Consider the following 23256-nt stretch of genomic DNA (forward strand, 5'->3'; position numbering starts at 1 on the left):
ACTCGTGCGGGCAAGCCCTGGGCGCATCCGGCCGGCTCCATGCGTGTGCATCCATGCCCTACACTGGTCCACCTGAGAGGGCAGGATGTCGATGACGGACGAGGGCGACACCATTCGGATCGGGGTGGTCGACGACCACGAGTCCGTCGTCCTCGGGGTGCGCGAGGCGTTCCGGGGCGACCCCACGGTCGACGTCGCCGCGTGGGCCCCGACGATCGACGATCTGCTGGCGACCGACCAGCAGCTCGACCTCGTCATCCTCGACCTGCGGCTCGCCGACGGCTCGTCCCCCGTCACCAACGCCGCGCGACTGACCGAGCGTGGGCTGACCGTGATCGCCTACAGCTCGGGCGAGCATCCGCAGCTCATCCGGCTCGCCGCCACCAGCGACATCGTAGGCCTCGTGCGCAAGTCGCAACCGATCAGTGCGCTCGTCGAGGCGGTGACGGATGCGCGGCGCACGAATCCGACGATGTCGGCCGACCTCGCCGCAGCCATCCACTCCGATCCCCGGATGACCGACGCGGGTCTCAGCCCCCGCGAGATGACCGTGCTGCAGTTGTTCGCCGACGGGGTCAAGTCGCAGGTCGTGGCCAACCAGCTCGGCATCGCCACGAGCACGGTCGACGACTACGTGCGCCGCATCCGGGCGAAGTACATCGCCGTGGGCCGCCCCGCGCACACCAAGGTCGACCTCTACAAACGAGCGGTCGAAGACGGGCTGCTGCCGGCGCCGCAGGCATGACGCGCCACGGCCCGCGGGCCACGGCGGGGGTGGCGGAGCGGCGCTTCGTACGGGTCATGGTGCTCTGCCTCGGCGTGGCGGCGGCGGCGTTCGCCGCGGTGGTGGCGGGGTCGATCGCCGCACAGTCACCCTACCAGCAGCCGGTCTGGGTGGTGGCAGCCGTCGTCGTGGTGTTCGTGCTTCCCGTCGCCACGGCAGCGGTCGCCCTCGTGGGGCGGCTGCCGGGCGGTGGCGCGGCGGCGGCGCGCGAGCCGGCAGGCCGGCGCAGACCGGCCTCGACGCGCGATCGCCTCGTGCACGCCGGGCTCGTCGCCGTGACCGCCGGGTTCCTGCTCGCCCTGGTGACCGTCGATCCGGCACTGCTCGACGGGTCGCTGCCACCGGAGGTGGGCGCCCCGTGGATCCTCGGCATCACCCCGCTCGCCGCGGCGACCGCCGCGCTCGTGCTGCCGCCCGTCGGGGCGTGGGCGTACTCGGCGGCGCTGGCGGTGCTGGTGGCCGTCGACCGCATCCTCGCCTTCCCCGACTCGATCGTCGATGTCGCACTGCAGGATGCCCTCGTGGCACTGTTGCTGCAATCGGTGTTCCAGGCGCTGACCCTCGCCACACTCCGCGCGGCTCGCTCGCTCGACGCCGCGGCGAGCGCGGCGCGGCACGACGCGGTGGCGGTGGCGCGCGCCACCGCGCGGGCGCGGGAGGAGAGCCGGGTCGACGCGCTGATCCACGACACGGTGCTCGCGACCCTGCTGCTCGCCGCCCGGGAACCGACCGCGCGGGAGAGCGGCGCGGAAGCGGACTCGCCCGCTCTCGGCGCCGAACCGCTGGAGCGCGGCTCGCAGGGCGGCGACTCGCTCTCGCCGCCCTCGCACCGCGAGCGGGCCGCCGACCTCGCGCGGCGCGGCCTCGCGCAGATCGACCGCGTGCGGTCCGGCTCCGCCGACGCCCCCACGGCCCTCACGGCGCGGGAGCTGGTCTGGCGCCTGCAGGCCGTCACCACCGACCTCGACCCCTACGCGGAGGTCACCGCGTCGGTCGCCGGAGATCTGACCGTGCCCGCGCCTGTGGCCGACGCGATCGCCGACGCCGCGACCGAGGCCCTGCGCAACTCGGTGCTGCACGCCGGCGAGCACGCCTCCCGGCTGCTCGTCGTCGACGCGCGCGCCACGAGCCTGCACGTCGCCGTGCTCGACGACGGCGTCGGGTTCGACCCGGGCGCGGTCGGCGGTGAGCGGCTCGGGTTGCGGGTGAGCCTCGTCGAGCGGATGGCGGCGTTCCCGGGCGCACACGCGAGGATCGCGTCGCGGCCCGGCGAGGGCGCGGGCGTCGTGATCGAATGGCGGGCCGATGCGGCGGAGTGACACCACCGAGAGCGGCGACCTGGCAGGGCTGCTCGGCATCCCCGGTCGCGGCTCGCTCGCGCTCCTGGTCATCTTCCTGGCGACCATCCTGACCCTCGCACTGACGGCCGGTGGCGCGCCGATGCGGGCCTGGTCGGGCTGGACGGCACTCGCGCTGGTGGTCGTCGCCGCGGTCGTCGGGCTCTCCCGCGCGCCGTATCCGCTGCCCTGGCCGAAGACGGCCGTGGTGCTCGGCGCCACCACCGCGGCGAGCGTGCTCGTGCCGCTGGAGCTCGACGCCCGAGCCGGCTCCGGATACTCGACCTGGCACATCCTGGCCGGCACCCTGTTACTGCTCACCCTCGCCGTGCGGGGCCGGATCGGCAGCGCGTGGGCCGGCTTCGCACTTCTGACCGCAGCGACGACGGCCTGGTCGGCGTTCGACGGCGCGGGCGTCCTGCCCGGGCTGACGCGAGTCGCCCACGAGGCGGTGGCCCTCCTCGCCGGCACGCTCTTCGCCGTGGGCCTCGCCCGCATCACCCGGCGGCTCGCCGGCCTGCACCAGCGCGAGGCCGAGCGGGAAGCCGAGGCCGCGGCCGCGCAGACGGCCATCGACGAGCGGGGCCTGCAGCTGCAGCGCTTCGACGGCGTGGTGCGCACGGCCATGCTCGAGATCGCGTCGGGCAGCCCGATCACTGCCGCCGAGCGGGCGTCGTACCGGGCGCTGGAGGGTTCGCTCCGCGACGGCATCCGCGGACGAACCCTCGCGGTCGAACCACTCGTGGCCAGTGTGCGGGCGGCACGGATGCGCGGCGTCGACGTGCTGCTGCTCGACGACTCCGCCGGGAACACCGACCCGAGTGCGCGACCGCAGACGGACGCAGCCGCGGGCGACACCGCGCGCCGGCTCGCTGAGCTGATCGCACCCCTCGTCGACGGCGCCGTCGACGGAGCGGTGACCGTGCGGTTGACCGGGGCCGCCGCCGCCCCGGCCGGGCTCGTCGCATCCGTCGTTCTGGCCCCGGTCGCGGGCGCGACACACCACGAGGTCGTCACCCTGTCGGAGTGACGACCTCGTGGTGGTCACCGCCCGCACCGCACCCATCGGGTCGGGGTCGGCGCGGGCGACGGATTCCGGTCAGCCGGCCGGCGGGCCGCAGGGCGTCAGCGACTGCACCGCCGGGCCGAGCGAGGCTTCGCCGCCGAGCAGGGTGACCTGGGTGGCGCCGAGATCGGCGATGGAGTCGAGCGTGGCCTGCGGGATGCAGTCGCTCGGCACCACGAACAGCGGCGCTCCTCGGGAGCCGGCGTAGACGCCGCCGGCCAGCGCGTCGGGGAACTTCAGCCCGGTGGCGAGGAACACCCGCGACGAACTGCTGAATGCGTCGTCGTTGATGGTGCGCGAGGCGTCGTAGCGATCGGCGCCGCCGAGCCGCAGCACGGTCGAAGCGAAGGTCTTCAGGTCGGCCTCGATGCCCGGCGACACGGAGTTCGGGCCGCCCGCGATCTTCACGGTCGTCTTGCCCTCGGCGACGAGGACGTCCTTGGTGGGCTGGTCGAGAGTCGCCGAGCTCCCCGGCGTGAGGAGCACGGGAACGCGGATGACGGCGGCGGCCGGCCCGGCCGAGAGGGCATCGGGGAAGTTCGCGCCCGTGGCCAGGAAGGCGGTCGACGACGCGCTCGAGTAGAAGCCGTAGGACAGCAGGTTGCGCGAGACCGCGTAACGGTCGGCGCCCGAGATGCGGGTGACGTACGGATGCGTCGACAGCGCCTTCACGGCCTCCTCGACCGCGGGCGAGACCGAGTTCGGTCCGCCGACGATGTAGACGACGGGGGCGGCGAGCCGCACGATCTCCGCGGCGACCGCGTCCGGCAGGGCGTCGGTCGGAGTCAGCAGCAGCGGACCATTGGCGCCGCGGGCCGCCGGGACGGCGCTCAGGGCATCCGGGTAGTTCGCACCGGTGGCGAGGAAGACCGAGGAGGCAGCGCCCGAGAACGAGTCCTTGGAGATGTTGACCGCCACCTCGTAGCGGTCGGCGCCCGTGATGCGGTCGACCGTGATGGCCGGGTCGGCGTGCGCCGGGCCGGCCGGCTGGGCCAGGAGCGGAGCCAGGGTGAGGAGGAAGGCGAGGAGGCCGAGCAGCGCGATGCGCCAGCGGCGTCTCACCGCCAGCTCGTTCAGGGTGCCGCCGGACTGCGTGCTGAATGACATGTGGTTCCCCCGTCGTGCGCGAATCGCGCGGCGCCTCGTCGACGCCGCGGCACCACGGTAACGGAACGCTCCCGGCGCGGCTGCCCCCAGATAGGAGGGCACCCGTTTGCGCACGAACGGCGCACCCCGGGTCTCCCGGAGTGCGCCGTTCGCCGGTACTACTGCTGGATGAACGCGAGGATGTCGGGGTTCAGCACCTCGGCGTGCGTTGTCAGCATGCCGTGCGGGAAGCCCTCGTAGATCTTCAGCGTCGAGTTCTGCAGCAGCTCGTGCTGCTTGAGCGACGCATCCTTGTAGGGCACGATCTGGTCGTCGTCGCCCTGGAGCACCAGCACAGGCACGGAGATCGCCTTCAGGTCGTCGGTCTGGTCGGTCTCCGAGAACGCCTTGATGCCCGCGTAGTGCGCGAGCGCGCTGCCGGTCATGCCCTGCCGCCACCAGTTGTCGATCACGCGCTGCAGGGGGGTGACGCCGTCGCGGTTGAAGCCGTAGAACGGGCCGGATGCGACGGCCTCGAAGAATTCGGCCCGGTTCGCCGCGAGGGCGGCGCGGAAGCCGTCGAACACGTCGATCGGCGTGCCGTCGGGGTTGGCGTCGGTCTTCAGCATGAGCGGCGGCACCGCCGCGACGAGCACGGCCTTGGCCACGCGGCCCTGCGGCTCACCGTACTGCGCGACGTAGCGGGCGACCTGGCCGCCACCGGTCGAATGGCCGATGTGCACGGCGTTGCGGAGGTCGAGGTGCTGCACGACGGCGTCGGCGTCGCTGGCGTAGTGGTCCATGTCATGGCCGGTGCCGATCTGCGACGAGCGGCCGTGGCCGCGGCGGTCGCTCGCGACGACGCGGAACCCCTTGTCGAGGAAGTACAGCATCTGGGCGTCCCAGTCGTCCGACGAGAGCGGCCAGCCGTGGTGGAACATGATGGGCTGGGCATCCTTGGGACCCCAGTCCTTGTAGTAGATTTCTGCGCCGTCTTCCGTCGTGACGAATCCCATGATCGACCTCCGAGTTGCTGGGTGAGAGCGCTCGCCGAGCGGGTGAGCGCCGGTAACTCTAGCGTAGGGAATCGGCGGTTTCGTGAACAGCGCCCACCGGCTCAGTCGTCGAGGTGGATGAGGTGGTCCAGCAGCGGAAGCGGCATGGACGAGCGCCGGCCGAAGAACGCCTCGTCGGCCGCTTCGACGGCGCTGTTCGCGGCCTGGGCCTTCTCGATGCCGGCGGCGGTGACCCGCACGCGGCGGGCTCGCCCGTCGACGGGATCCGCGCGTCTCTCGACGAGTTTCTTCGCCTCCAGCGTGCGCAGCACCTGAGACACCATCATGGGGTCGGCTCGCACGCTCTGCGCCAGCTCCACCTGGGTGGTCCCGTCCGGCTCCGCTCGCCAGGTCAGCGCGGCAAGCAGCACGAACTGCACGTGAGTGAGGTCGAAGGGTGCCAAGGTGCGCCGCATGACCGCTTGCCACCGGTTGGTCACCCGCCAGAGCATGAAGCCCGGGCTCGCCGCGTCGGAGGAGTATCGGGTGTGCAGTCCGGGGGTCATGAATCGATCATCGCGCTCTCGATGGCCGCAGCGTCGGCGGGGCTCAGCGTGATCAGACCGCGGCGGAGCTGATATCCCCAGTTGGGGGCGCTCGTGAATTCGAGGATGCCCCTCAGGTCAGCCACGGCGACAGGATGCGCGGCCCGGTAGTCGGCCGCTCGCCGGAACGGATGGAAGTCGCCTTCGTCGGCCTGCCAGATCTCGTCGCCGCGGAGGACTCCGACCGCGGTGAACTGCTTCAGCGGGGTGGCATCGCCGAGCCGGTAGGTCGGTGAGTAGTAGATGAGCGTGTCACCGCCGCGCATCCGAGCCAGACCCGGTCGCTTGCCGTGCCCGATCTGGGCGACGCCCAAGGCGACCCCGCGGGCGACGTGCTCCGCCGACGCCACTCCGAGCCAGGCGGTCACGATGCTTCCACCAGCGCGATGAGCCGGTCGAGGTCGTGGGGCACGGAATCGGCCATGCCCTTGAAGGCCGTTCGCGCCCACAGCCCGGCGAGCGGGCCGGTCAACCACACCCGAACGCCCAGTGTCGAACCGGTCGCTGTCGGCTCTGCCGTGTGCCGAAAGGTGAGGGTGGCTCCCGGAAGCCTGCTGACGTCGGTGTATACGCGATCGGGCTCGCACTCGGAGATCGTGAACCGCGTCTTCGGCCCGCCGGCCGGCTTCAGCACTCCGTGCGCTCCCGCGTGCACGGTGCCGTCGACACACGCCCACGCGGTGTCGGGCGACCACTCCGACCAGGAGCCGTGGTCGACCCAGCGGGCGAAGTAGGCGGGGGGCGCCGCGGTCGAGGTGCGGAGGGCGGAGGCGAGTTCGATCATGTAGTTAATATGCGCGCTTAGTAAATGGAAGTCAAGGAGGGACCGCAACGGAGATTCCCCGTTCGCGACCGCCCGTCCGACCCGACTCTCGCGCTCGAGCATCAGCGCGAGACCGCCCACCGCGTCGACCAGGCGATGCGCGACGCCGACCGGGCCGACCGGGAGGCGGAGAACACGCTCAACGCGATCCGCAAGCTCGAGCGGTCGATCCGCGACGGTTCGTGACGACCGACACTGTCGCCGCGGCCTCCGGGTCACGCCGACAGGCATGGCCGACGGAGACGGTGGGATTTGAACCCAATTGGTGTCCCCGTAGCGGAGCGCCGCGCATGGCCTATTTCACAGCTGAGTAGGGCCTTGTTCCCGCCAGTGCGAGGCCGCCATGTCGGAATCAGCGGCACGGGTTCTGGATTCCCTAGCAATGAGGGTGGCGGGTAGCTGAACCTCACGGGAGGGTCGTCCAGCCCTTCGACGCGCTCTACCGCCATATGCGCTGCCATTGCTCCCAGGTCTCGAACCGGCTGGGAGATGACCGATAGCGCCGGTCCGAATGCTTCGCTAGGGGCTGCTGTCGAACGTGATGACAGACAGGTCGTCGGGGACGCTGAGGCCGACCTTCCGAGCTGCCGACTGCAACTCTGAGGACCTGCCCCTGTGGCGCTTCCAGATCAGCCCCGGGAACGAGGACGTCGACCTGGCTGAGACAGACGACCGACCCTAGGCCTCGCCGCGATGCCGCCCATCCTCGGTGCCAGACACTGGCTGGTCGCCATTTGCGGCCTCAGCTCTCAGCCGATTGAGAAGAGCTAAGTCATAGCAATCGCAGATCCGCCCAACACCCAGCCGAATCTCCCTGGGTGCCATGAGTATCGGCCCCCAGCTTCGTTGCCGAAATCGAAATAGCCGGTCCGTGCTCGAGATCCACATGCGGAGACTGGGATGCGTCAACCATTGACCGGTCGCCCAGATCGAGAGCGAGCTCTGCACCCTACCAACGCGTCGTACATACTGAGAATTCGCCTTCTCCCACGTCGCATCGTTCCATATGTTGCGACCACGCAAATCGTGCATCCAGTCGTGGAGGATCCTCGGCCTGGGAGATGCGAATGCGGTAGAAATACTCGCAGCTGAGCGCGACGATTGGATTGCGTTGACCCTCAAGTTGCAGGTCAGTGGAGTGTTAGCCGGATCGAAGAAAGGCTTCTCTCGCCTCGGTCGGTGTAATCTGCCGCACCTGCGACTTTGCGTCTTGGAACCTCGCCCGGGCGAGAGATCATCGCGCGTGGTTCCTCACCAACACTGGCTCGCCATACATCTGTCTCCTGCACGCAGCGTTATTGGTCATCCAGGCCGTCGAGGGGAAGTTGGCCCTGCGTGAGCGTTTCGCGGCGGCCATGTCCGTCACGCTGACTACTACGGCCGCCAAGCTTCGATGGAAAGGCAGCTCCACGCCCATAGGTGACACTCGGACCTCGGGTAGCTTCCGAAGTCTTGATGAGGATCTCACGCTCCACGAGGTCTGCAAGTACGCGAGATGCCCCGACGGTATCGAGGTCGAGAAGGATACGGATCATCCGCGCGTTTATCGTCTTGGTCTCGTTGACGAGCTCGATGATCTTTCGATCGAGCTGATCAGTGGTTCGACGGCGGTACGTCACCGCAGACCCGAGCGCGGCGAGCGCATCTTCGCGGAGCCGGTACTTCGGATACGCTCGGCGGGCCGTCTCACGTGTCGGCTCGAGAAGGCGGATCTCGTCCCCGCTGAGTCTCGCGAGGACCGACTGAGCTTCTTCGATAACTGGCTTCTGGAGGAGCGGCATCAGCTCGTCAGCTCCAACCGTCTTCTTGGTGAGCAGTGTCAGCAGGATCACCATGGTGTCGGCGTCGGCGGCTTCTTCGGGCGGCAGGGTGGCGACGTACCTCGCCATCGCCGAGTTCGGCGCGCCGCCCAAGAGAGTCACCTCCACCTGGGTCGGGGACGCGGCATACCTCGGAGGTTCGTGCCCGATGCGGGCCATCTCCGCATACATCCGATCGACGCCGGATCCCGCCGTCTCAGCGAGGCCAAGCATCCGCATGGCCCCTGCGAGATTCGTGTTGCGAGTCCGCGACGATGTCGTCAAGACGTTGTTCACGCTGACTCCCGGCACGAATCCACCGGGCGAGGAGACTCGTAGTTGCGTGACGGTGTGCTCCACCGCGGTTCGCTCTGAACTGAAGTATTCGCGGTGCATGAGCCCGTTGACGACCGCCTCGCGGACTGCAGCCTCCGGCAGGTCGGCTATATGGAGTTGCTGACCCTTGCCGATGGATACCGGCGTGGTCTCGAGCCGCGCCTCAATCAGGTCGAACACCCGTTGAAGTGCAACCACCAGCGGACCCGCGAGCTGCTCGTTGGCCGTGAGCTGACCGGCAGGCGTGCGTCGGTAGGTGTAAGAGATCAAAGCAGTCTGTGCGTAAGTCCGAGTGAACAATAGAGATCCCGAGTTCGTCAGGGTCTGATCTTCGAGCACCACACCCAACGCGCGAAGCAGGTCGATGTCGCTGGCTTCGGCAAGGCGCCGCTTGCCAAGGTCGTTCGAACGAGCAAGCATCTCGCGGGCAACCTGCATTGCGAACGGGTCGACGTCTGACGCCGCAATCCCAGTCGAATGGACGCTCCAATCTCGCCCGGTTTTCTGTGCCGTGACAGCAGCGATCCGCTCGGTTGTCATTGGCAGGCAACGGTCGGCGACTCGCTCCGTTGGGATCTTTCCATTCGCGCTGTGCACCTGGGTGCTGCTCGCGACAGCGAGCACCAGAACGTCCCCGTGCGGAGTGGGTCGCCGCTCAGACTCGACCAGAAGTGGCGGCTGCGTGATTTCATATATCCGGAGTCGCGTCTTCTCCGGATCAAGCTTTGTGCCCACGAAGGCGTGGGGGCCGGTGATCCTATCGTCGACACCCACAACGAGGGTGCCACCTGCAGCGTTGGCAAGGCAGGCGGCCGCATCCGCGATGTTGGCGAGGTCGTCTTTCACCGACCGTCCATCGGTTTTGAACTCGAGTCCCATCGACTCGCGCGCCGTGGCGGAATCTAGTCCGTCCGCAATCATAGAAAGCACCCGGTCCAATGCATCCACGCGTCGCGACCTCCATCCTGGTTTCTGGCTCGAGTTTATCGAAAGTTTTGCAGAACCCTACACAGTGAAGGGTTCTGCAAAACTATTGCAAAACTCGAACACGCAGTGGCGAGCCATTACTGGCATCCTGCATGCATATCTGGCGGGCGGGCGCGCCGAAATGAGCGACAGCCCGCGGAAGATCAAGGATCTTCGTTCACCTCGATGGCCGTAGAATCAGGACGATTTAGCGCAAGTGTGGTCAACATGTGGTCACGCCTACCGGAACCGGAACCGTCACCCCGTCCATTACGGGCAGCCGAGAACGTATCTTAGAAATTTCGCCCTAGGTTCGGGCTGGCCGGTCTCCTCGACCTAAGGCCCGCCGCCCCGTCACGGACGAGTGAGCCGCGTGAATGCGCCGATTCTCTTTAGCGATAGATGGCACTTAAGCCTAGAGACGCTTCAGTGCCTCACCCGAGTTAGCCGGAAACGAATCCGCTGAGCCACCACATCGACGTACTCGTCCTTCGGTTCCTGTGCGGAAGACGTGCGGGAGCCCTTTCCGGCGCATTGACTGCAGGTGATCGAGCTCTCTCGCACGAATTACTGCAAACGATATCGCAAACGTTCTTGCCTCAGCTCGATCGCCACGCTACCTTGATCCCATCCACTATCAAAGGAGAGGGATGGATGAAGAAACAGACGAGATTTGCGGTACTAGCGGGGTTGGCGACACTGCTCGTCGTGCCGGGGGGCTTGCTGTTCGCAGCGCCCGCCAGCGCGACGACACCTGACCTGGTTGTCGACTTCGGCGCCAACGGCAGTGACAGTTCGAGCGACCGATCGGCGATCAATGCGGCCCTGGCCGCCGGCACCAGAGTTCATGTGCCGGCGGGGCACTACGTCGTCGACGGGGATCTGTCCTTCGCGACCGGATCGTGGCTCGACGGCGAACCTGGCGCCACCATCGAGATCAAAGGCGATTACAAGTTCTTCGGCGACGGCACGAACAACGTCGGGCTCACCAATCTCACGATCGAGCGGACCATTGCAGCCAACACCGCCACCAACTCCGTCATCAGTCTCTGGCGAAGCCACGACGTGACCTTCACCAACCTGGTCATCAACAACGCCAAGACCACCGCACCGGTCATCTCCGTCGTGGGCAGGTGGGAGAACACTTCCGATGTCAACACCTGCTACAACGTCCGGATCAACAACAACACGATCCAGGACTACCAGCGCATCAGTCCCGACGGGCTGGGTTCAGGGAGCCTGCAGGGGGTGAAGGGCACGGGAATCCTCCTCGGCCACTGCAAGACGTTCGACATCTCGAACAATGTGCTGGATGACAATTCGCGATACTTCTCCAGCCCGAGCACGACCTTCCAGAACTTCCAGGGCGCCGGCATCGCTGTCGGCAGCAGCATATACGGGGTTGTCAGCGGCAACACGGTCGACTATGCCGGGCAGGGAATCGACATCGGGGGAGGCTATAACATCCCCGACCGATCCGCCGCCGACATCGCGCAGACGACGAGCACCGGGTTCCGAGGCACGAGCTACACCTCGGTGCATGACAACACGATGATCGACATCTACGGTCCGGGCATCAAGCTCGTCAATGGCGCCTCGAACAACTCCATCACCGACAACACCGTCACGCGAGCGGGGCTCACGGGCATCTGGCTCGCACCGGGAACGACAGCCACACAGAACGAGACCATCGTGTCGTTCAACATCGTGTCAGACAACACCGTCGTCGACCCCGGGGCGGGGGCCGGTGAGGATGCGTGGCTGCAGACGGCGGCGGGCAGCGGAATCGTGCTCGAGTGGGCCGCGTACTACCCGGGTTACACGTCGTTCGACTCGCGCGTTCGCTACAACACGATCACCAACAACGACATCAGCAGCACGACCGGCGACATGCCGTACGGCATCTATGACGCCGGCGTGTTGAACGACAGCGCACCGCAGATGCCCATCAAGAACTACGTCATCACCAATCGGGTCAACGGCTCGTCGATCGCCGACTTCAGCATCGATCCCGCCCGCAACATCTCGTTCAACAACTGATCGTCAGGGGCGAGAGTCTGCGATGGCAGGCTCTCGCCCTTGTCGTTCGGCTAGAACGCAAGCTCGCGCGGCTCGGCGCCGAGTGGCGGCGTCTGCGGCGAAGCCACCTCGAACCCATTGCGCTTGTATTCCTCGTAGTCGAATGCTTCGCATTCGTCGAACCCGACCTTATGGTACTCGTAGAATCCTTCCCACTGCTCGTAACCATCCCCCAGTGAGCTCTCGAGAAAGGCATCCGCCATCGCCATCGCCAATGGCGCAGCGGTGAAGAACGCGCCCATGGCGAGCACGTTCGCATTGTTCGCCGTCGCTGCGCGGCGCGCCGCTGCGACACTCTCACAGACTGCAGCGTGCACGTGGGGGCACTTGCTGGCGGCGATATGGATGCCCATGCCCGACCCGCAGAAGGCGAGAGCTTTCTGCACTCTGCCCTCCGCGATCTGCGATCCCACGAGGAATCCCACACGGTGATACATCGGAACCTCGTCCAGGATGGGGGTGACGTCCGTCACCGTCCAGCCTCGTACCTCGAGATGCTTCTTGACCTGCTCCTTCAAGGAGAATCCGGCGAAGTCAGCGCCGACCACCACCGTTTTGTGAGCGACCTGATTCATACCGTCCTCCCTTCCGTGAGTGCGTCGTCGGGCCGAGTGGCCTTCACGATCGCAGCGATCTGATCGGCGATGATCGCCCGCCCGCTGTCAGTCAGAGCACCGATTAGAGCTGTGCCGTGAACGGTCCGCGCGTAGACGCGGAGGTCGACCTCGACCCCGTCGCGGAGGAGTCGGCAGGCGAATTCGATTGCTTCATCGCGCAGCGCGTCGGCGCCGTTCACCGCGATGAACGTCGGCGGCAGGCCCGCCAATGAGCGTGCCCGCCCGGGCGCCGCGTAGGGAGACGCGCTCGATCGCTGAGATGGAGTGCCCAGATAGAGTTCCCAACTGAGTTCCGCCTCGTCACGACTCCAGATGGGCGACTCGAGGTCGTTCATGCTCGGGCTGTCGAGGCGATCGTCGATGACGGGCGCATCCAGAACGAGCAGGGAAACGGAGGCCCGGCCGTCGTCGCGGAGCCGAAGAGCCACGCCCGCGGCGAGGGCTCCTCCCGCGCTCTGCCCGTGCAGCACGATCGGCGCATCGAGTGGAAGGCCGAGTTCGGAACGGTTGTCCATGACCCAGCTCACCGCGTCGAGACAATCGTCGAACGGCAGCGGAAACGGGTGCTCCGGGGCGAGTCGGTAGTCCACGGCCACGACGCTGCACCCCGTCGCCTCGGCCGTCGTGGCGCACCATCGTCGCGTGTACGGGTCGTCGGCCGAACCGCCGACGAAGCCACCGCCATGGATGTGCACGATCACGCCACGAGGCGTGGTCGATGCGGGCCGATGCTCGACGACCCGGACGGGCGCGGCATCCGCGGGAACATCGAACTCTCGGACCACGATTCCGTCGACCTGGGTCTGGATGCCCTCGACGGCGAGCGCTGCGGCTCGGATCTCGGCGAGTCGCGGCTCGGTCAGGCGGCCCATACCGGCGATGAGTGGGACAAGTTCGGGGTCAAGGCGTAGTGAGGTCATTGTGTGCTTCCCTGGCTGAGATGCGCGTTCGAAGTGCATCCCTGATGAAGGGCCCACCCGACAGGAAGGCGGGATGGGCGATCTGGTGCGGCAGCTCTCTGACGGGAAGCCCCGTGTACGGCGCCAGGCGGCGGTGCGCGTCGTCGGAGTCGGAAGCCGCACCGAGCTGCACGAGCGCGGCGACGAGCTCACGTCCGGCCGCCTCGTCGTCGAGCACGTCGGCGACCGTCGTGAACGGCTGTCGGGCGGATCGCGGGTGCGGGTCGGCCACATCGAAGATGTGCGATCCTGCGTCGAACTGCTCCGGGGCGCCCGGCACCTCGACTCGTGCGTGCACACCGGGTGGGAGCTCCACCTGAAAGCCGATCCGTCCGCCCTCTCGCCGCCAGTCCACGCTGATCGGACCGTACGCCGTATCCAGACGTGTGGACGCGTAGGTGAGCTGCGGCGGGAGCAGCGGCGCAATGCGCACGATCCGGTATCCGGGTGCGGCCGGGGCGATCCCGCCTATCCGACGGTGCATCCAATCTGCTACCGCACCGAGTGCATAGTGGTTGAACGACGTCATGCCCGCGTCATTGACCTTCCCGTCATCGTTCAAACTGTCCCACCGTTCCCACATCGTGGTGGCGCCGAGGCGCACCTGAGCAAGCCACGACGGGCTGCGATCGGTCAGCAACAGCCGCATCGCGATCTGGCCGGCACCGACGGAATCCAAGGCGTCGAGAATCAGGGGGGTGCCCAGGAACCCGGTTGACGCACGGAAGCCGCGCTCGCGAAGCAACGAAACGAGGCGTTCCCCCGCCCGAATCCGCTGATCCTCACTGAGCGCGTCGAGGCTGAGAGCGAATACATACGCACTCGCCGAGTCTCCGACCAGGAGGCCGTCGGGCGAGACGAATCGCCGGACGAAGGCCGTCGACACACGGAGAAGCTCCCGCTCGAGGAACTCGACATCGTCAGGCGCGACCTCCTTCGCGAGACCGAGGCCGGCTCTCAGCGATCGAACGAGCGCCGCGGTCGCGACGAGGTCGACGGGAGTGCTGGAGCGAGACGGATCATTCGCCGGAGCCGAGGGATCCAGCCAATCACCCCACTGAAATCCTCCCTCCCAAATTCCCTCGTCCGACGCTGCCGCCAGCGCGCGGTCTATCCAGCGTCGAGCGCTTCCCCACTGCTGCCGAAGCGGCTCGAGGTCGCCATAAGCGCGGAACGCCGCTTCGGGCACCAGCACAGCGGCGTCAGAGAATCCTGCGGTAACACTGTTCCCGGGTGAGATCAGATCGCGGAGGACATCCGGCACGGTCGACGGCAAGCTTCCGTCGGCATGTTGCTCGTGCCGCAGATCGGTCAACCAGCTTTCCACCATCGCCGCCACGTCGAAGAGGTAACTCGCGGCGGGCGCGAACAGCTGCAGATCGCCTGTCCACCCGAGACGTTCGTCACGCTGGGGGCAGTCCATCGGGATGTCGACGAAGTTGCTCTGCGCGCTCCGAACGATGTTCTCGTGGAGCTTGTTGAGACGAGGGTCACTGCAGCTGAACCATCCGGTTCGGCGAAGATCGGTGCCGACCACCACTCCGTGGATCGAATGCACCTGCTCGATCGGGATGCCGCTGATCTCGGCGAATCGGAATCCGTGGAACGTGAATCTCGGCGCCAGCCGGCGAACGCCGCGTCCGTCGTGCACGTAGCGGTCGGTGGCTTTCGCGCTGCGGAGAGTCTCCGTTCCCAATCGGCCGTCGATGAGCACCTCGGCGTGCCGTACCTCGATCTCCTGACCTCGATGCCCGTCGACGCTCAATTCGACCCAGCCGGTGAAGTTCTGACCGAAGTCGACGAGAATCGCTCCCCCGATCGTCGCCTGGACCGTGACAGGATCGCGTTGCTCGGTGACTCGCACGGGCGGCATGTCGTCGGCGAACAGCAGCCCGCGTACGTCGGTTCCGTATCGCACGGGTCGTGCTTCCGTGCGTGTGCGCCGAAAGTCGACGAATTCGCCGTCGTAGAGATCATCCGAAACCGTATGACCTTCCTTTACGCGCCAGTGGTCCCCGGAGACGACCGTGTGCCGCGTTCCGTCCGCTCGTTCGATCTCGAGTTGTGCGAGCAGGCCCAGGGAGGTTCCGTAGAGAGCGCGCGCGCCGCTCCAGCCGAGGCGACCTCGATACCAACCGTTGCCGACCGTCGCTTCGACGCGGTTGACGCGGCCTTCCTGCAGCAATGCTGTGACGTCGTAGCTCTGGAATCGGAGGCGCGAGGTGTAGTCCGTCCAGCCCGGGGCGAGGTGGTGATCCCCGACTCGAACCCCGTTGATGTGCGCCTCATAGATGCCATGGGCTGTGATGTACAGACGGGCTCGCTCGACATCGTCCACCTCGAAGTCGAGTCCGAACACCGGCGCGCTGTCGCCCACCGCGGCCGAATCCGACGGCTCGATGAGCCGCGCTGTCCAGTCGTCCTGCTCGAGCAACGTGGCCTCGAACGCGAGCGCCTCTGACCACCCGCTCCATCCGGCTTCGGTTGAGACCCGGGCGCGCAGCGCTCCGCGAGCTCGAGACCTCAGAGGAGAGAAGGGCCACGGGATGCGCACCCGGTCCTCTCCCGCGATCGGCATGATCTCGGCGCGGCCTTCCCGCATGAGCTCCAGTTCAGCACCGGCTACTGATCGAACACCCTCCGGTAGCTGCCAGCTGATCCTGGGGCGTGCGACCGGGACGAATGCACCGCGCTCGAGACGTTCCAACCGCAGCGAGTGCGGCGCCGAACTCATCGCTGCGCGGCGACCGCAGGGATCCGTGCGTCGGCAAGCGCACCGGCGATTTCCGCGGTAACCGCGTCGGCGAGAGGAAGTAGCGGTGACCGCACCGTCGCGTGATCGAGAACGCCTCGCGCGACAAGGCCGAGCTTGAGCGCGACCGTTCCTTCCATATGCGATCCTCGGTGGTAAACGGCTTTCGTCAGCGGCAGGAGCCGCTCGTGGATGGCGTGTGCCGCGGTGTAGTCCTTCGCCTTGCCGGCGGCGATGAGTTCGACGAGGGGTTCCGGTGCGAGCCCGCCGTAGCCGACGAGCGCGCCGTCGACGTCGAACATCGTGGGCAGCAGGTATTCGTCATGGCAGGTGAGGACCTGAAGATCGGGGTTCTCGCGACGGAGTTCCGGAATCTCGGTGTACCACCGCCGCATGTTCCGCACGCCGTTCTTGGTGGCGAACACCCCTTCGAAGGCGGCGATCTCGAGTTGCGTGTCGAGATCGTAGCTGGCCTTGGTGGCGTCGGGGTACTGGAAGAGAACGAGCGGAAGGCCGGTGGATTCGAAGATGCCCCGGTAGCGATCCTGCGGCGCGCCCTGCTGGAAGCCGAATCTCAGCCACCCGTGTGACGGATAGACGAGCCCGGCCGCAGCACCGGCCGCCCGAGCGCGGGCGGCCTCTTCTGCGGCGACCGCGGTTCCCTCTCCCGTGATTCCGGCGATGATCGGGATCTGCTCGCCCACCTCGTCGACGAGGGTCTCGATGACGGCCACCTGTTCGTGCGCGGTCAGGAAGGTTCCCTCGCCCGCATGACCGAGGCAGACGAGCCCTTTGACCCCGGAGGTGTCCGCCAGCCATCGGGCCAGACGACGCAACGCCTCATGGTCGACGGCGCCGTCGGGAGTGAAGGGGGTGACGGGGGCAGGAACGAGCCCGCGGAGATCCAGGGATGACATCGTCAAAACCAATCTGATAACGTTTGCAAGAACGTTACTAGTATGGGTCAGCCGAACAAGGGCGTCAACTGGTCCTATAGGCTGACGGCCAAGAATTGCTGCAAGGAGGGGTATGAGCGACGGCAAGCAACGCCCCGCGAAACTCAAGGACATCGCCGCTATCGCGGGGGTGAGCGTGTCGACGGCGTCGAGGGTTCTCGACGAGCGTCTCCCCTCCTCGCGGAGCGCGGCAGCGGACCGCGTGAGGAAGGCCGCGGCCGATCTCGGCTACTCACGGGACGTGTTCGCCTCGAGCCTGCGCCGCCAAGGCACCAACACGGTCGGAGTACTCGTTCCGAGGTTGTCCGACACCGTGATGGCCGTGCTCTTCGAGGCGATCGCCGCCGAATGCACCCGGCGCGGCCGCTTCGCCGTGGTCTCGACGACGGGCGATTCCGAAGAAGGCACGGTCGCGGCGGTCGACGCCCTCCTTCGGAGGAAGGTCGACGGTTTGATTCTCACGACGGCTCGCACCGACATCGATACCACGAGAGCGTTACGCGAAGGACAGGTTCCTCACGTTCTCGCCCTGCGCACCGACGGCTCGACGGCGTCAGCGGTGGGAGACGACGTCTTGGGCGGCTATGTCGCGACACGGCACCTGATCGACCTCGGTCATCGAGAGGTGGCCATCGTCGGCGGCCCGGAGTTCGCGTCCAGCGCCGCGGGGCGCCTGCAGGGGTATCTCGACGCGATGAAAGAGGCCGGTATCCCGGTGCGCGAGGAATGGAAGCGCGCTTTCGGCTTCCAGATCGAAGACGGGGAGCGCGCCGGCATGGAGCTCTTGGGGGGCTCGCACCGACCGACTGCGGTGTTCGCGGTTAACGACAACACGGCCATCGGCGTGATCTCCGCCGCCTACCGGCTCGGCCTTCGAGTGCCCGACGATCTGTCGTTGGTCGGTTACAACGACATTCCGCTGGCGAGCCGACTGCCGGTTCCGCTCACGACGTTGCGCGTTCCTTTCGATCGCATCGCCGAAGACGCCCTCGATCTGCTCCTCCAAGACCCGCAGGTGCATCGCCGGCGAGTGTCGCCCCCTACTCTGATCCCGCGCGAGTCGACCGCCAGGCTCACCTAGTCGGTCTCCCGACGGCCTTTACGTCAGGACTGCAGGAGCGCCGCCAGCGCTCGGATATTCGCCGGAGTCGCTCCGGGATCATCGGGACGATGGCTTTCGACGCAGTACCAGCCCTGGTAACCCGAACCGTTCAGAACGGCGATCTGGCCCTCCCAGTCGATGACACCCGAACCGAGGCGCTGCCACCCCGTCGGATCCCAGTCGCGAACGTGAACACTCGCCACGTGTGGAGAGACGCGTTGCGCAGCTCGTGAGAGGTCGACCTCGCCGGCCGCCGCGGCGTTCGCGGGGTCCCACACCACTCTCAGCCCGACGGCTCGGGCGACGTCGGTCAACTCGACTGAGGTGCTGACTGCGCAGAGGGAGCTATTCTCCAGGACCAGCTCGACCCCGGCCTCGCGCGCCGTCGCGGCGGCATCGCGCAGCACCGGAAGCACGTCGCGGAGCTGAGACGTGCGGTCGCCTCCGAAGACGACGACCTTCGTCACCGCCAGCTCCCGCGCGAGTCGGAGTGTCGCGGGCAGAACCACCTCGAGCTCGTGGGCGAGGTGCGCGCCGCGCAGTTTCCCCTTGAGGATTCCCGGACTCAACGAACCCACGCTCCACCCCCGCGCCACGGCATCGCGAACCGTTTCGAAGGCATCGTGAGTGATGTCGGGGACGCGATGCCCGTCGAGGAATCTCAGGTCCACCCGACCGATGCCCAGAGCCGCCAGGCCTGACAAGGCCGCTGCGATCGATGGATGCATTTCGTCGGTCACGACAGCGATCCGCGTGAGGCCGGCGGTCACCGGATCGTTCATGCCAGCTCCGGGTAACGGCGACCGACGTCGAGTTCTGCCACGACCCCATCAACTGCCGAGCGAACGGCGGCGTCCATCATCGCCGTCACAGCTAGCGCTCTCCAGCGTCGACACTCGGAGGTCTCGGTGATCGAAGTCGCGAGCCACTCGGTGAAGAGTGCGACCCAGGGATCCGGATGCGCCGACGGAGGCTCCTTCACCGCGATCCGGTCCTTCCCGAGAACGCTGAGCTCGACGTCCCCCGCACTGAAATGCGATCCCGTCGCCTGCACGGCCGAACCGCCCATGTCCACTTCCAATCGGTACAGGCTGTGCGGACTCCCGAAGCCGAAGACGTGGTCCACATGACACTGGGTGTACCGAAGCCAGCCGTGTCCGAGCGACCCTCGGCCGTTGGAACGGGGGCCGGCTCCCCAGGTGTCGACCGAGATCGCCTCCGGCAATTCCTTCAGCCACGATGTCAGTACCGCATAGTGATGCACGCCGAATTCGATGATGCCAGTCTGCCCGACGCCACCGAGCGTGGATTGCCCGGAAGCCGGTTTGCGGTGATCGAACGAAATGCGTTGCGGGGGGCCGTGTGTGGCGATGAGTCTCTGCACCTCCACGGCGTGGGGCACGTAGGGGTACTGCTCGGCCACGAAGACTCCGACGTCGCGTGAGGCCGCGATGTCCAGGGCGCGCACGGCGTCGGCGTAACTCGTCGCGAGCGGTTTGGCGATGAGCACAGCCCGACCGTTGCGTGCGCATCGCTCGACATGGTCAAGGTGCAGGGCGGCCGGCGAGTTGACGATGACCGAGGTCACGAATGGTCCGGCTTTCAAACCCTCGTCGATTCCATCGAACTCCTGCGGAACCGGGCGGGCGCGGGCGATGAGCTCACCGCACAGTGCCGCTCGAGCCGTGGGGTCGGGGTCGGCGACCCAGGCCACCCGGCCGCCCGCATCCATCAACGCGCCGATCGTTGCTCGGGTGACCGCGCCGCATCCGACGATGCCGATCGGACCGGACCCCACGTTGGCTTGCACCGCCACCGACTCAGTCCTGCCCGGTTCCGACGATGCCGTTGATGTACCACTTCTGGGTCGCCACGAAGATGATCAGTACCGGGATGATGCTCAACACCGCCGCCGCCATACCGACGCTCTCGCTGATCGACTGGTATTCACCCCGGGCCAAGGGCGCAAGGGCTACGGGAATGACCTTGAGCGCGGGGTTCGGCGCGACCAACTGCGGCCAGACGTACATGTTCCAGACGTTGAGGAACGTGATGGACGCGAAGGCCGCGAGGGTCGGCTTGGCGAGAGGCAACGCGATCTGCATCAGGATACGGAACCATCCCGCCCCGTCGAGTCGTGCTGCCTCGATGATCCCGTCGGGAAGCGTGGCGAAGAACTGCCGAAAGAGCAGCGTGGCGAAGGTCGTCGAGGCGGCGACCGGGAGGATGAGTCCCGCGTAGCTGTTGAGGATTCCCAGCTCTCGCGTGACGACGAAGAGAGGGATCAGGGTGGCGTTGCTGGGCAGCAGCAGGGGCGCCGCCATGACGGCGATCACCACGGCCGTCCAGCGGAACGGAATCTTGGCCAGAGCGAAGCCGGCAGGCAGCGCCAAGAGCAACTGCACCAGGATCACACCCAGACTGAACACGAACGAGTTCAGGATGACGGGCGCCGAGAGGAACTCGAGGGCCTCGGCGTAGTTCGCCCACCTGATCTCCGAAGGCACGATCGCGGGCGGGTAGGACACGACTTCTTGCGGCGTCATCAACGAGGTCGAGACGGCATAGAAGATCGGAAGCCCCATGATGAGACCGACGACGACGATTGCCGCGTATCGGATGCCCTTTGCCAAGGCGCTATTGTGGACGACCATCAGGCGTTCCTTCTTCTGATCACGGTGGTCACGGCACGGAACCCGCCCGCGACGGCCAGGATGAGCACGAACTGGAAGAGCGTCAATGCGCTCGCGTAGCCGATGTCGAACCGTTCGAATGCAACCTTGTAGATGTAGAGCGCCAGATTCTCCGTGCTCCGAAGCGGGCCACCCTGGGTCATGATGAGCGTGACCTCGAACGTGCCGGACAAGTAGTTGACGAACTGGAGAATCAGCAGAAGCACCGTCGTGCCCCTGACGTTGGGCCACGTGATCTGCCAGAGGGTCCGGAAGGGCCCTGCCCCATCGAGCGACGATGCCTCGTAGAGTTCGGCCGGAATGCGGGCGAGCGCAGCGATGTAGAGGATTATCACGAGCGGCAGGCTTAGCCACAGCATCATCAGCGTGACCGCCGGCAAGGCTGTCGCTGGATTGTTCAGCCAGTCGACGGGGGCGATGCCGAACAGGCCCAGGAAGCCGTTCAGCAGTCCGCTGTCACGCTGGTAGACGCGCGTCCAGAGCACGGCCGACACGGCGACCGACACGACCATCGGCATGAAGAAGAGCACTCGGAGCGCGCCGACGCCCGGGAGACGAACGTTGACCAGCGCTGCCAGCACGAAGCCGACCAGGATGGTGGGCACCACTCCGAGCGCAAGAAAATAGCACGTTCGCCCGATGGCCGCCCACATCGCCTCGTCGCCGAGCAGGCGCTGATAGTTTGCGATGCCGACCCATTCGGGCGCTCCGGTCAGATCCCACTCGAAGAAGCTGAGAGCGAGCGCGACCACTCCGGGCACGATCAAGAAGATCGTGAAGAGAACCATGTTCGGCGCGATGAACAGGGAGGCGGCGGCGGAGTCCCCGCGAAGTCGGCGATCGGGTCTCGGCCGCCGTCTCGGCGGAAGCCGGGTGGCGGACGAACTGTCCGCCACCCAGGGTGACGCCGATTCCAACGGCAACGCTGCCGGATGAATCGTCTGCGATGACATCAGGTGGTTTTACTTCTCTTTCGCGAGTGCCGCATTCACGGCGTCGGCCGCCGACCCGAATGCGGAGTCCACCGATTCTCCGCCGAGGACGACTTTCTGGAAAGCCTGGGCGATCTCGTCGTCATAGACAGCTTGCACATCCGACGGGAACTGGGTGATCATGGTCGCTTCGAGCGCGGCGTTTCCGAAGGCTGCTTGATTCGCGGGCTTGTCGAGTTCTTGCCAAGAGCCGGACTCGACTCCCTCGGTGGTCGCCGGGACGGTTCCACCACCCGCCTGCAGCACGGACATTCCTCCGTCGTTCGAGTACATGTACTCGAGGAACTCCCAAGCCGCGTCGGGGTTCTTGGCGTCTTTGGTGATGGAGAGCGCGTAAGAACTACCGCCGATCGGGCGCTTCCCGTCGATCGTCGGCATGTTGACGACATCCCAATCGGGCAGCGCGGCATTCACGCTCGGCACCGCGGGCCGCACCGTGGTGATCATCGCGATGCGGCCGTCCTGGAACTTCGGCCGCTCGTTGCGGTTCACCGTATAGGGCGCCGAACGGCCGCTGAGCCACTCGTCGGCCATGAGCTTCCACGCCGCAAGCGCCTCGGGCTCGCCGATGCCCGTCGTGTTGGTCTCAGGATCGTAGACGTAGCCACCCATCGCCTTGATGATGGGGTCGGAGATCAGAGCGTTCTCCGGGCCGGTCGCCATGCCGTAATACTGACCCGCTCCCGCGGCGGATATCGCGTCCGCTGCGGCGTCGAACTGCTCCCAGGTCCAGTCATCCTGTGGCAAGGCGACACCCGCCTGCTTGAAGACGTCGGCGTTGTAGGCGAGGATCAGCGCGTCGGCACCGACGGGGAGGCCGTGTACCTCCTCCGGGGCATCGATCGGCCGGTACGCGTCGAGGTAGTTCTGCAGGAAGGAGTCGACGTGCAGATCGGAGTCCTCCAAGCGAGGAGTGAGATCCTGCGTCACCCCGGCCGCGGCGAGTTGGTTGACGTTGTCGGCGAATGCGACCACGATGTCTGGCAGCTGGCCACCGAGCTTTGCGGTCTGCAAGGCGCGGGTCATGTCCGGGATCTCGTCTGGGAGGCTCTGGAGTTCGACCCTCAGGTCGGGGTGCGCCTTCTGGAAGTCGGCCACGATCTCTTCGTACTGAGGAGTGAAGCCGGCGACCATTCCGATGGTGAGGGAGCCCGACGACGCATCGCCGCCGCTTCCCGCCCCGCTGCTCGCGGCGCAGCCGGACAGAATGGCCGAGGCGATAGCGAGTTGGCCGAGGATGACCAGTCCACGTCGCCGTGGTGTGAGTCGTTTCATGAGGGCTCCATGCTTCATTGCGTGAGGATCAGGA

At 66.7% G+C, this 23256-nt stretch carries 21 protein-coding genes; 6 read left to right on the forward strand and 15 right to left on the reverse strand.

The genetic code is table 11. The features are described 5' to 3' along the window. Positions 1 to 91: 91 nt before the first annotated feature. Genes AC3WLB_RS16385 through AC3WLB_RS16395 form a run of 3 tightly spaced genes read left to right on the forward strand, consistent with a single transcriptional unit; the run spans position 92 to position 3151 of the window. A complete protein-coding gene (locus AC3WLB_RS16385; RefSeq protein WP_492507773.1) occupies positions 92 to 745 on the forward strand; it encodes a response regulator transcription factor in 654 nt (217 codons plus the stop codon). Further along, complete coding sequence (locus AC3WLB_RS16390) at positions 742 to 2103, forward strand: sensor histidine kinase (protein WP_492507775.1); 1362 nt, start codon at positions 742 to 744, stop codon at positions 2101 to 2103. Before AC3WLB_RS16385 ends, AC3WLB_RS16390 begins: the two co-directional genes overlap by 4 nt. Next, on the forward strand, positions 2090 to 3151 hold the full coding sequence (locus AC3WLB_RS16395) for a DUF8320 family protein (RefSeq protein ID WP_492507777.1): 1062 nt from the start codon (positions 2090 to 2092) through the stop codon (positions 3149 to 3151). Before AC3WLB_RS16390 ends, AC3WLB_RS16395 begins: the two co-directional genes overlap by 14 nt. A gap of 69 nt (positions 3152 to 3220) precedes the next feature. On the opposite strand, the gene AC3WLB_RS16400 is transcribed toward AC3WLB_RS16395, so the two are convergent. From AC3WLB_RS16400 to AC3WLB_RS16420, 5 genes are all read right to left on the reverse strand, one after another. Beyond that, positions 3221 to 4294 carry a cell wall-binding repeat-containing protein gene (locus AC3WLB_RS16400; RefSeq protein WP_492507779.1) on the reverse strand — a complete coding sequence of 358 codons (1074 nt, stop codon included), beginning with the start codon at positions 4292 to 4294 and terminating at the stop codon, positions 3221 to 3223. A gap of 158 nt (positions 4295 to 4452) precedes the next feature. Then, a complete protein-coding gene (locus AC3WLB_RS16405) occupies positions 4453 to 5289 on the reverse strand; it encodes an alpha/beta fold hydrolase (protein ID WP_022896648.1) in 837 nt (278 codons plus the stop codon). A gap of 101 nt (positions 5290 to 5390) precedes the next feature. Further along, positions 5391 to 5834, reverse strand: coding sequence for a MarR family winged helix-turn-helix transcriptional regulator (locus tag AC3WLB_RS16410; RefSeq protein WP_492507781.1), 444 nt, complete (start codon positions 5832 to 5834; stop codon positions 5391 to 5393). Beyond that, the gene (locus AC3WLB_RS16415) at positions 5831 to 6241 is read right to left on the reverse strand and encodes an EVE domain-containing protein (RefSeq protein ID WP_492507783.1); all 411 of its coding nucleotides are present in this window, start codon (positions 6239 to 6241) and stop codon (positions 5831 to 5833) included. The genes AC3WLB_RS16410 and AC3WLB_RS16415 overlap by 4 nt, the downstream gene beginning before the upstream one ends. Continuing rightward, a complete protein-coding gene (locus AC3WLB_RS16420) occupies positions 6238 to 6657 on the reverse strand; it encodes an SRPBCC family protein (protein ID WP_492507785.1) in 420 nt (139 codons plus the stop codon). The genes AC3WLB_RS16415 and AC3WLB_RS16420 overlap by 4 nt, the downstream gene beginning before the upstream one ends. A gap of 24 nt (positions 6658 to 6681) precedes the next feature. On the opposite strand from AC3WLB_RS16420, the gene AC3WLB_RS16425 reads away from it, so the two are divergent. Then, positions 6682 to 6882, forward strand: a complete 201-nt coding sequence (locus tag AC3WLB_RS16425; protein ID WP_492507787.1) for a hypothetical protein — start codon at positions 6682 to 6684, stop codon at positions 6880 to 6882. Positions 6883 to 7991: 1109 nt separating this feature from the next. Here the strand turns inward: AC3WLB_RS16425 and AC3WLB_RS16430 are convergent. Further along, complete coding sequence (locus tag AC3WLB_RS16430) at positions 7992 to 9779, reverse strand: RNA/DNA-binding domain-containing protein (protein WP_492507789.1); 1788 nt, start codon at positions 9777 to 9779, stop codon at positions 7992 to 7994. A gap of 672 nt (positions 9780 to 10451) precedes the next feature. Here AC3WLB_RS16430 and AC3WLB_RS16435 point away from each other — a divergent pair. Continuing rightward, complete coding sequence (locus AC3WLB_RS16435) at positions 10452 to 11837, forward strand: right-handed parallel beta-helix repeat-containing protein (RefSeq protein ID WP_492507791.1); 1386 nt, start codon at positions 10452 to 10454, stop codon at positions 11835 to 11837. 50 nt (positions 11838 to 11887) lie between these two features. Here the strand turns inward: AC3WLB_RS16435 and AC3WLB_RS16440 are convergent, their stop codons facing one another. Genes AC3WLB_RS16440 through AC3WLB_RS16455 form a run of 4 tightly spaced genes read right to left on the reverse strand, consistent with a single transcriptional unit; the run spans position 11888 to position 17121 of the window. After that, a complete protein-coding gene (locus tag AC3WLB_RS16440) occupies positions 11888 to 12451 on the reverse strand; it encodes an RpiB/LacA/LacB family sugar-phosphate isomerase (RefSeq protein WP_492507793.1) in 564 nt (187 codons plus the stop codon). Then, the gene (locus AC3WLB_RS16445) at positions 12448 to 13413 is read right to left on the reverse strand and encodes an alpha/beta hydrolase (protein ID WP_492507795.1); all 966 of its coding nucleotides are present in this window, start codon (positions 13411 to 13413) and stop codon (positions 12448 to 12450) included. Before AC3WLB_RS16445 ends, AC3WLB_RS16440 begins: the two co-directional genes overlap by 4 nt. After that, entirely contained in the window at positions 13394 to 16186 is a 2793-nt protein-coding gene (locus AC3WLB_RS16450; RefSeq protein WP_492507797.1) for an alpha-L-rhamnosidase, read from the reverse strand. Before AC3WLB_RS16450 ends, AC3WLB_RS16445 begins: the two co-directional genes overlap by 20 nt. Continuing rightward, positions 16183 to 17121, reverse strand: a complete 939-nt coding sequence (locus AC3WLB_RS16455) for a dihydrodipicolinate synthase family protein (protein ID WP_492507878.1) — start codon at positions 17119 to 17121, stop codon at positions 16183 to 16185. Before AC3WLB_RS16455 ends, AC3WLB_RS16450 begins: the two co-directional genes overlap by 4 nt. A gap of 112 nt (positions 17122 to 17233) precedes the next feature. Here AC3WLB_RS16455 and AC3WLB_RS16460 point away from each other — a divergent pair, with 112 nt between their 5' ends. Beyond that, positions 17234 to 18241, forward strand: coding sequence for a LacI family DNA-binding transcriptional regulator (locus tag AC3WLB_RS16460; protein WP_492507799.1), 1008 nt, complete (start codon positions 17234 to 17236; stop codon positions 18239 to 18241). A 23-nt stretch (positions 18242 to 18264) separates the two neighbouring features. Here AC3WLB_RS16460 and AC3WLB_RS16465 read toward each other — a convergent pair whose 3' ends face one another. The 5 genes from AC3WLB_RS16465 to AC3WLB_RS16485 form a co-directional block, all read right to left on the reverse strand. Further along, a complete protein-coding gene (locus AC3WLB_RS16465; RefSeq protein ID WP_492507801.1) occupies positions 18265 to 19044 on the reverse strand; it encodes a sugar phosphate isomerase/epimerase family protein in 780 nt (259 codons plus the stop codon). Further along, the gene (locus tag AC3WLB_RS16470) at positions 19041 to 20078 is read right to left on the reverse strand and encodes a Gfo/Idh/MocA family protein (RefSeq protein ID WP_492507804.1); all 1038 of its coding nucleotides are present in this window, start codon (positions 20076 to 20078) and stop codon (positions 19041 to 19043) included. Before AC3WLB_RS16470 ends, AC3WLB_RS16465 begins: the two co-directional genes overlap by 4 nt. 4 nt (positions 20079 to 20082) lie before the next feature. Continuing rightward, positions 20083 to 20916, reverse strand: coding sequence for a carbohydrate ABC transporter permease (locus AC3WLB_RS16475; protein WP_492507806.1), 834 nt, complete (start codon positions 20914 to 20916; stop codon positions 20083 to 20085). Beyond that, complete coding sequence (locus AC3WLB_RS16480; RefSeq protein WP_492507808.1) at positions 20916 to 21707, reverse strand: carbohydrate ABC transporter permease; 792 nt, start codon at positions 21705 to 21707, stop codon at positions 20916 to 20918. Before AC3WLB_RS16480 ends, AC3WLB_RS16475 begins: the two co-directional genes overlap by 1 nt. A 210-nt stretch (positions 21708 to 21917) precedes the next feature. Continuing rightward, complete coding sequence (locus AC3WLB_RS16485) at positions 21918 to 23222, reverse strand: ABC transporter substrate-binding protein (RefSeq protein WP_492507809.1); 1305 nt, start codon at positions 23220 to 23222, stop codon at positions 21918 to 21920. Between the last annotated feature and the right edge of the window lie 34 nt (positions 23223 to 23256).

Source organism: Herbiconiux sp. FW305-C-125 (genome assembly GCF_058783455.1).

Excerpts from the sequence above, each read along its gene's own strand:
- AC3WLB_RS16385 (WP_492507773.1), top strand. The coding sequence starts at position 92 with ATGACGGACGAGGGCGACACCATTCGGATCGGGGTGGTCGACGACCAC.
- AC3WLB_RS16390 (WP_492507775.1), top strand. The coding sequence starts at position 742 with ATGACGCGCCACGGCCCGCGGGCCACGGCGGGGGTGGCGGAGCGGCGC.
- AC3WLB_RS16395 (WP_492507777.1), top strand. The coding sequence starts at position 2,090 with ATGCGGCGGAGTGACACCACCGAGAGCGGCGACCTGGCAGGGCTGCTC.
- AC3WLB_RS16400 (WP_492507779.1), bottom strand. The coding sequence starts at position 4,294 with ATGTCATTCAGCACGCAGTCCGGCGGCACCCTGAACGAGCTGGCGGTG.
- AC3WLB_RS16405 (WP_022896648.1), bottom strand. The coding sequence starts at position 5,289 with ATGGGATTCGTCACGACGGAAGACGGCGCAGAAATCTACTACAAGGAC.
- AC3WLB_RS16410 (WP_492507781.1), bottom strand. The coding sequence starts at position 5,834 with ATGACCCCCGGACTGCACACCCGATACTCCTCCGACGCGGCGAGCCCG.
- AC3WLB_RS16420 (WP_492507785.1), bottom strand. The coding sequence starts at position 6,657 with ATGATCGAACTCGCCTCCGCCCTCCGCACCTCGACCGCGGCGCCCCCC.
- AC3WLB_RS16425 (WP_492507787.1), top strand. The coding sequence starts at position 6,682 with ATGGAAGTCAAGGAGGGACCGCAACGGAGATTCCCCGTTCGCGACCGC.
- AC3WLB_RS16435 (WP_492507791.1), top strand. The coding sequence starts at position 10,452 with ATGAAGAAACAGACGAGATTTGCGGTACTAGCGGGGTTGGCGACACTG.
- AC3WLB_RS16440 (WP_492507793.1), bottom strand. The coding sequence starts at position 12,451 with ATGAATCAGGTCGCTCACAAAACGGTGGTGGTCGGCGCTGACTTCGCC.
- AC3WLB_RS16445 (WP_492507795.1), bottom strand. The coding sequence starts at position 13,413 with ATGACCTCACTACGCCTTGACCCCGAACTTGTCCCACTCATCGCCGGT.
- AC3WLB_RS16450 (WP_492507797.1), bottom strand. The coding sequence starts at position 16,186 with ATGAGTTCGGCGCCGCACTCGCTGCGGTTGGAACGTCTCGAGCGCGGT.
- AC3WLB_RS16455 (WP_492507878.1), bottom strand. The coding sequence starts at position 17,121 with ATGTCATCCCTGGATCTCCGCGGGCTCGTTCCTGCCCCCGTCACCCCC.
- AC3WLB_RS16460 (WP_492507799.1), top strand. The coding sequence starts at position 17,234 with ATGAGCGACGGCAAGCAACGCCCCGCGAAACTCAAGGACATCGCCGCT.
- AC3WLB_RS16465 (WP_492507801.1), bottom strand. The coding sequence starts at position 19,044 with ATGAACGATCCGGTGACCGCCGGCCTCACGCGGATCGCTGTCGTGACC.
- AC3WLB_RS16475 (WP_492507806.1), bottom strand. The coding sequence starts at position 20,916 with ATGGTCGTCCACAATAGCGCCTTGGCAAAGGGCATCCGATACGCGGCA.
- AC3WLB_RS16485 (WP_492507809.1), bottom strand. The coding sequence starts at position 23,222 with ATGAAACGACTCACACCACGGCGACGTGGACTGGTCATCCTCGGCCAA.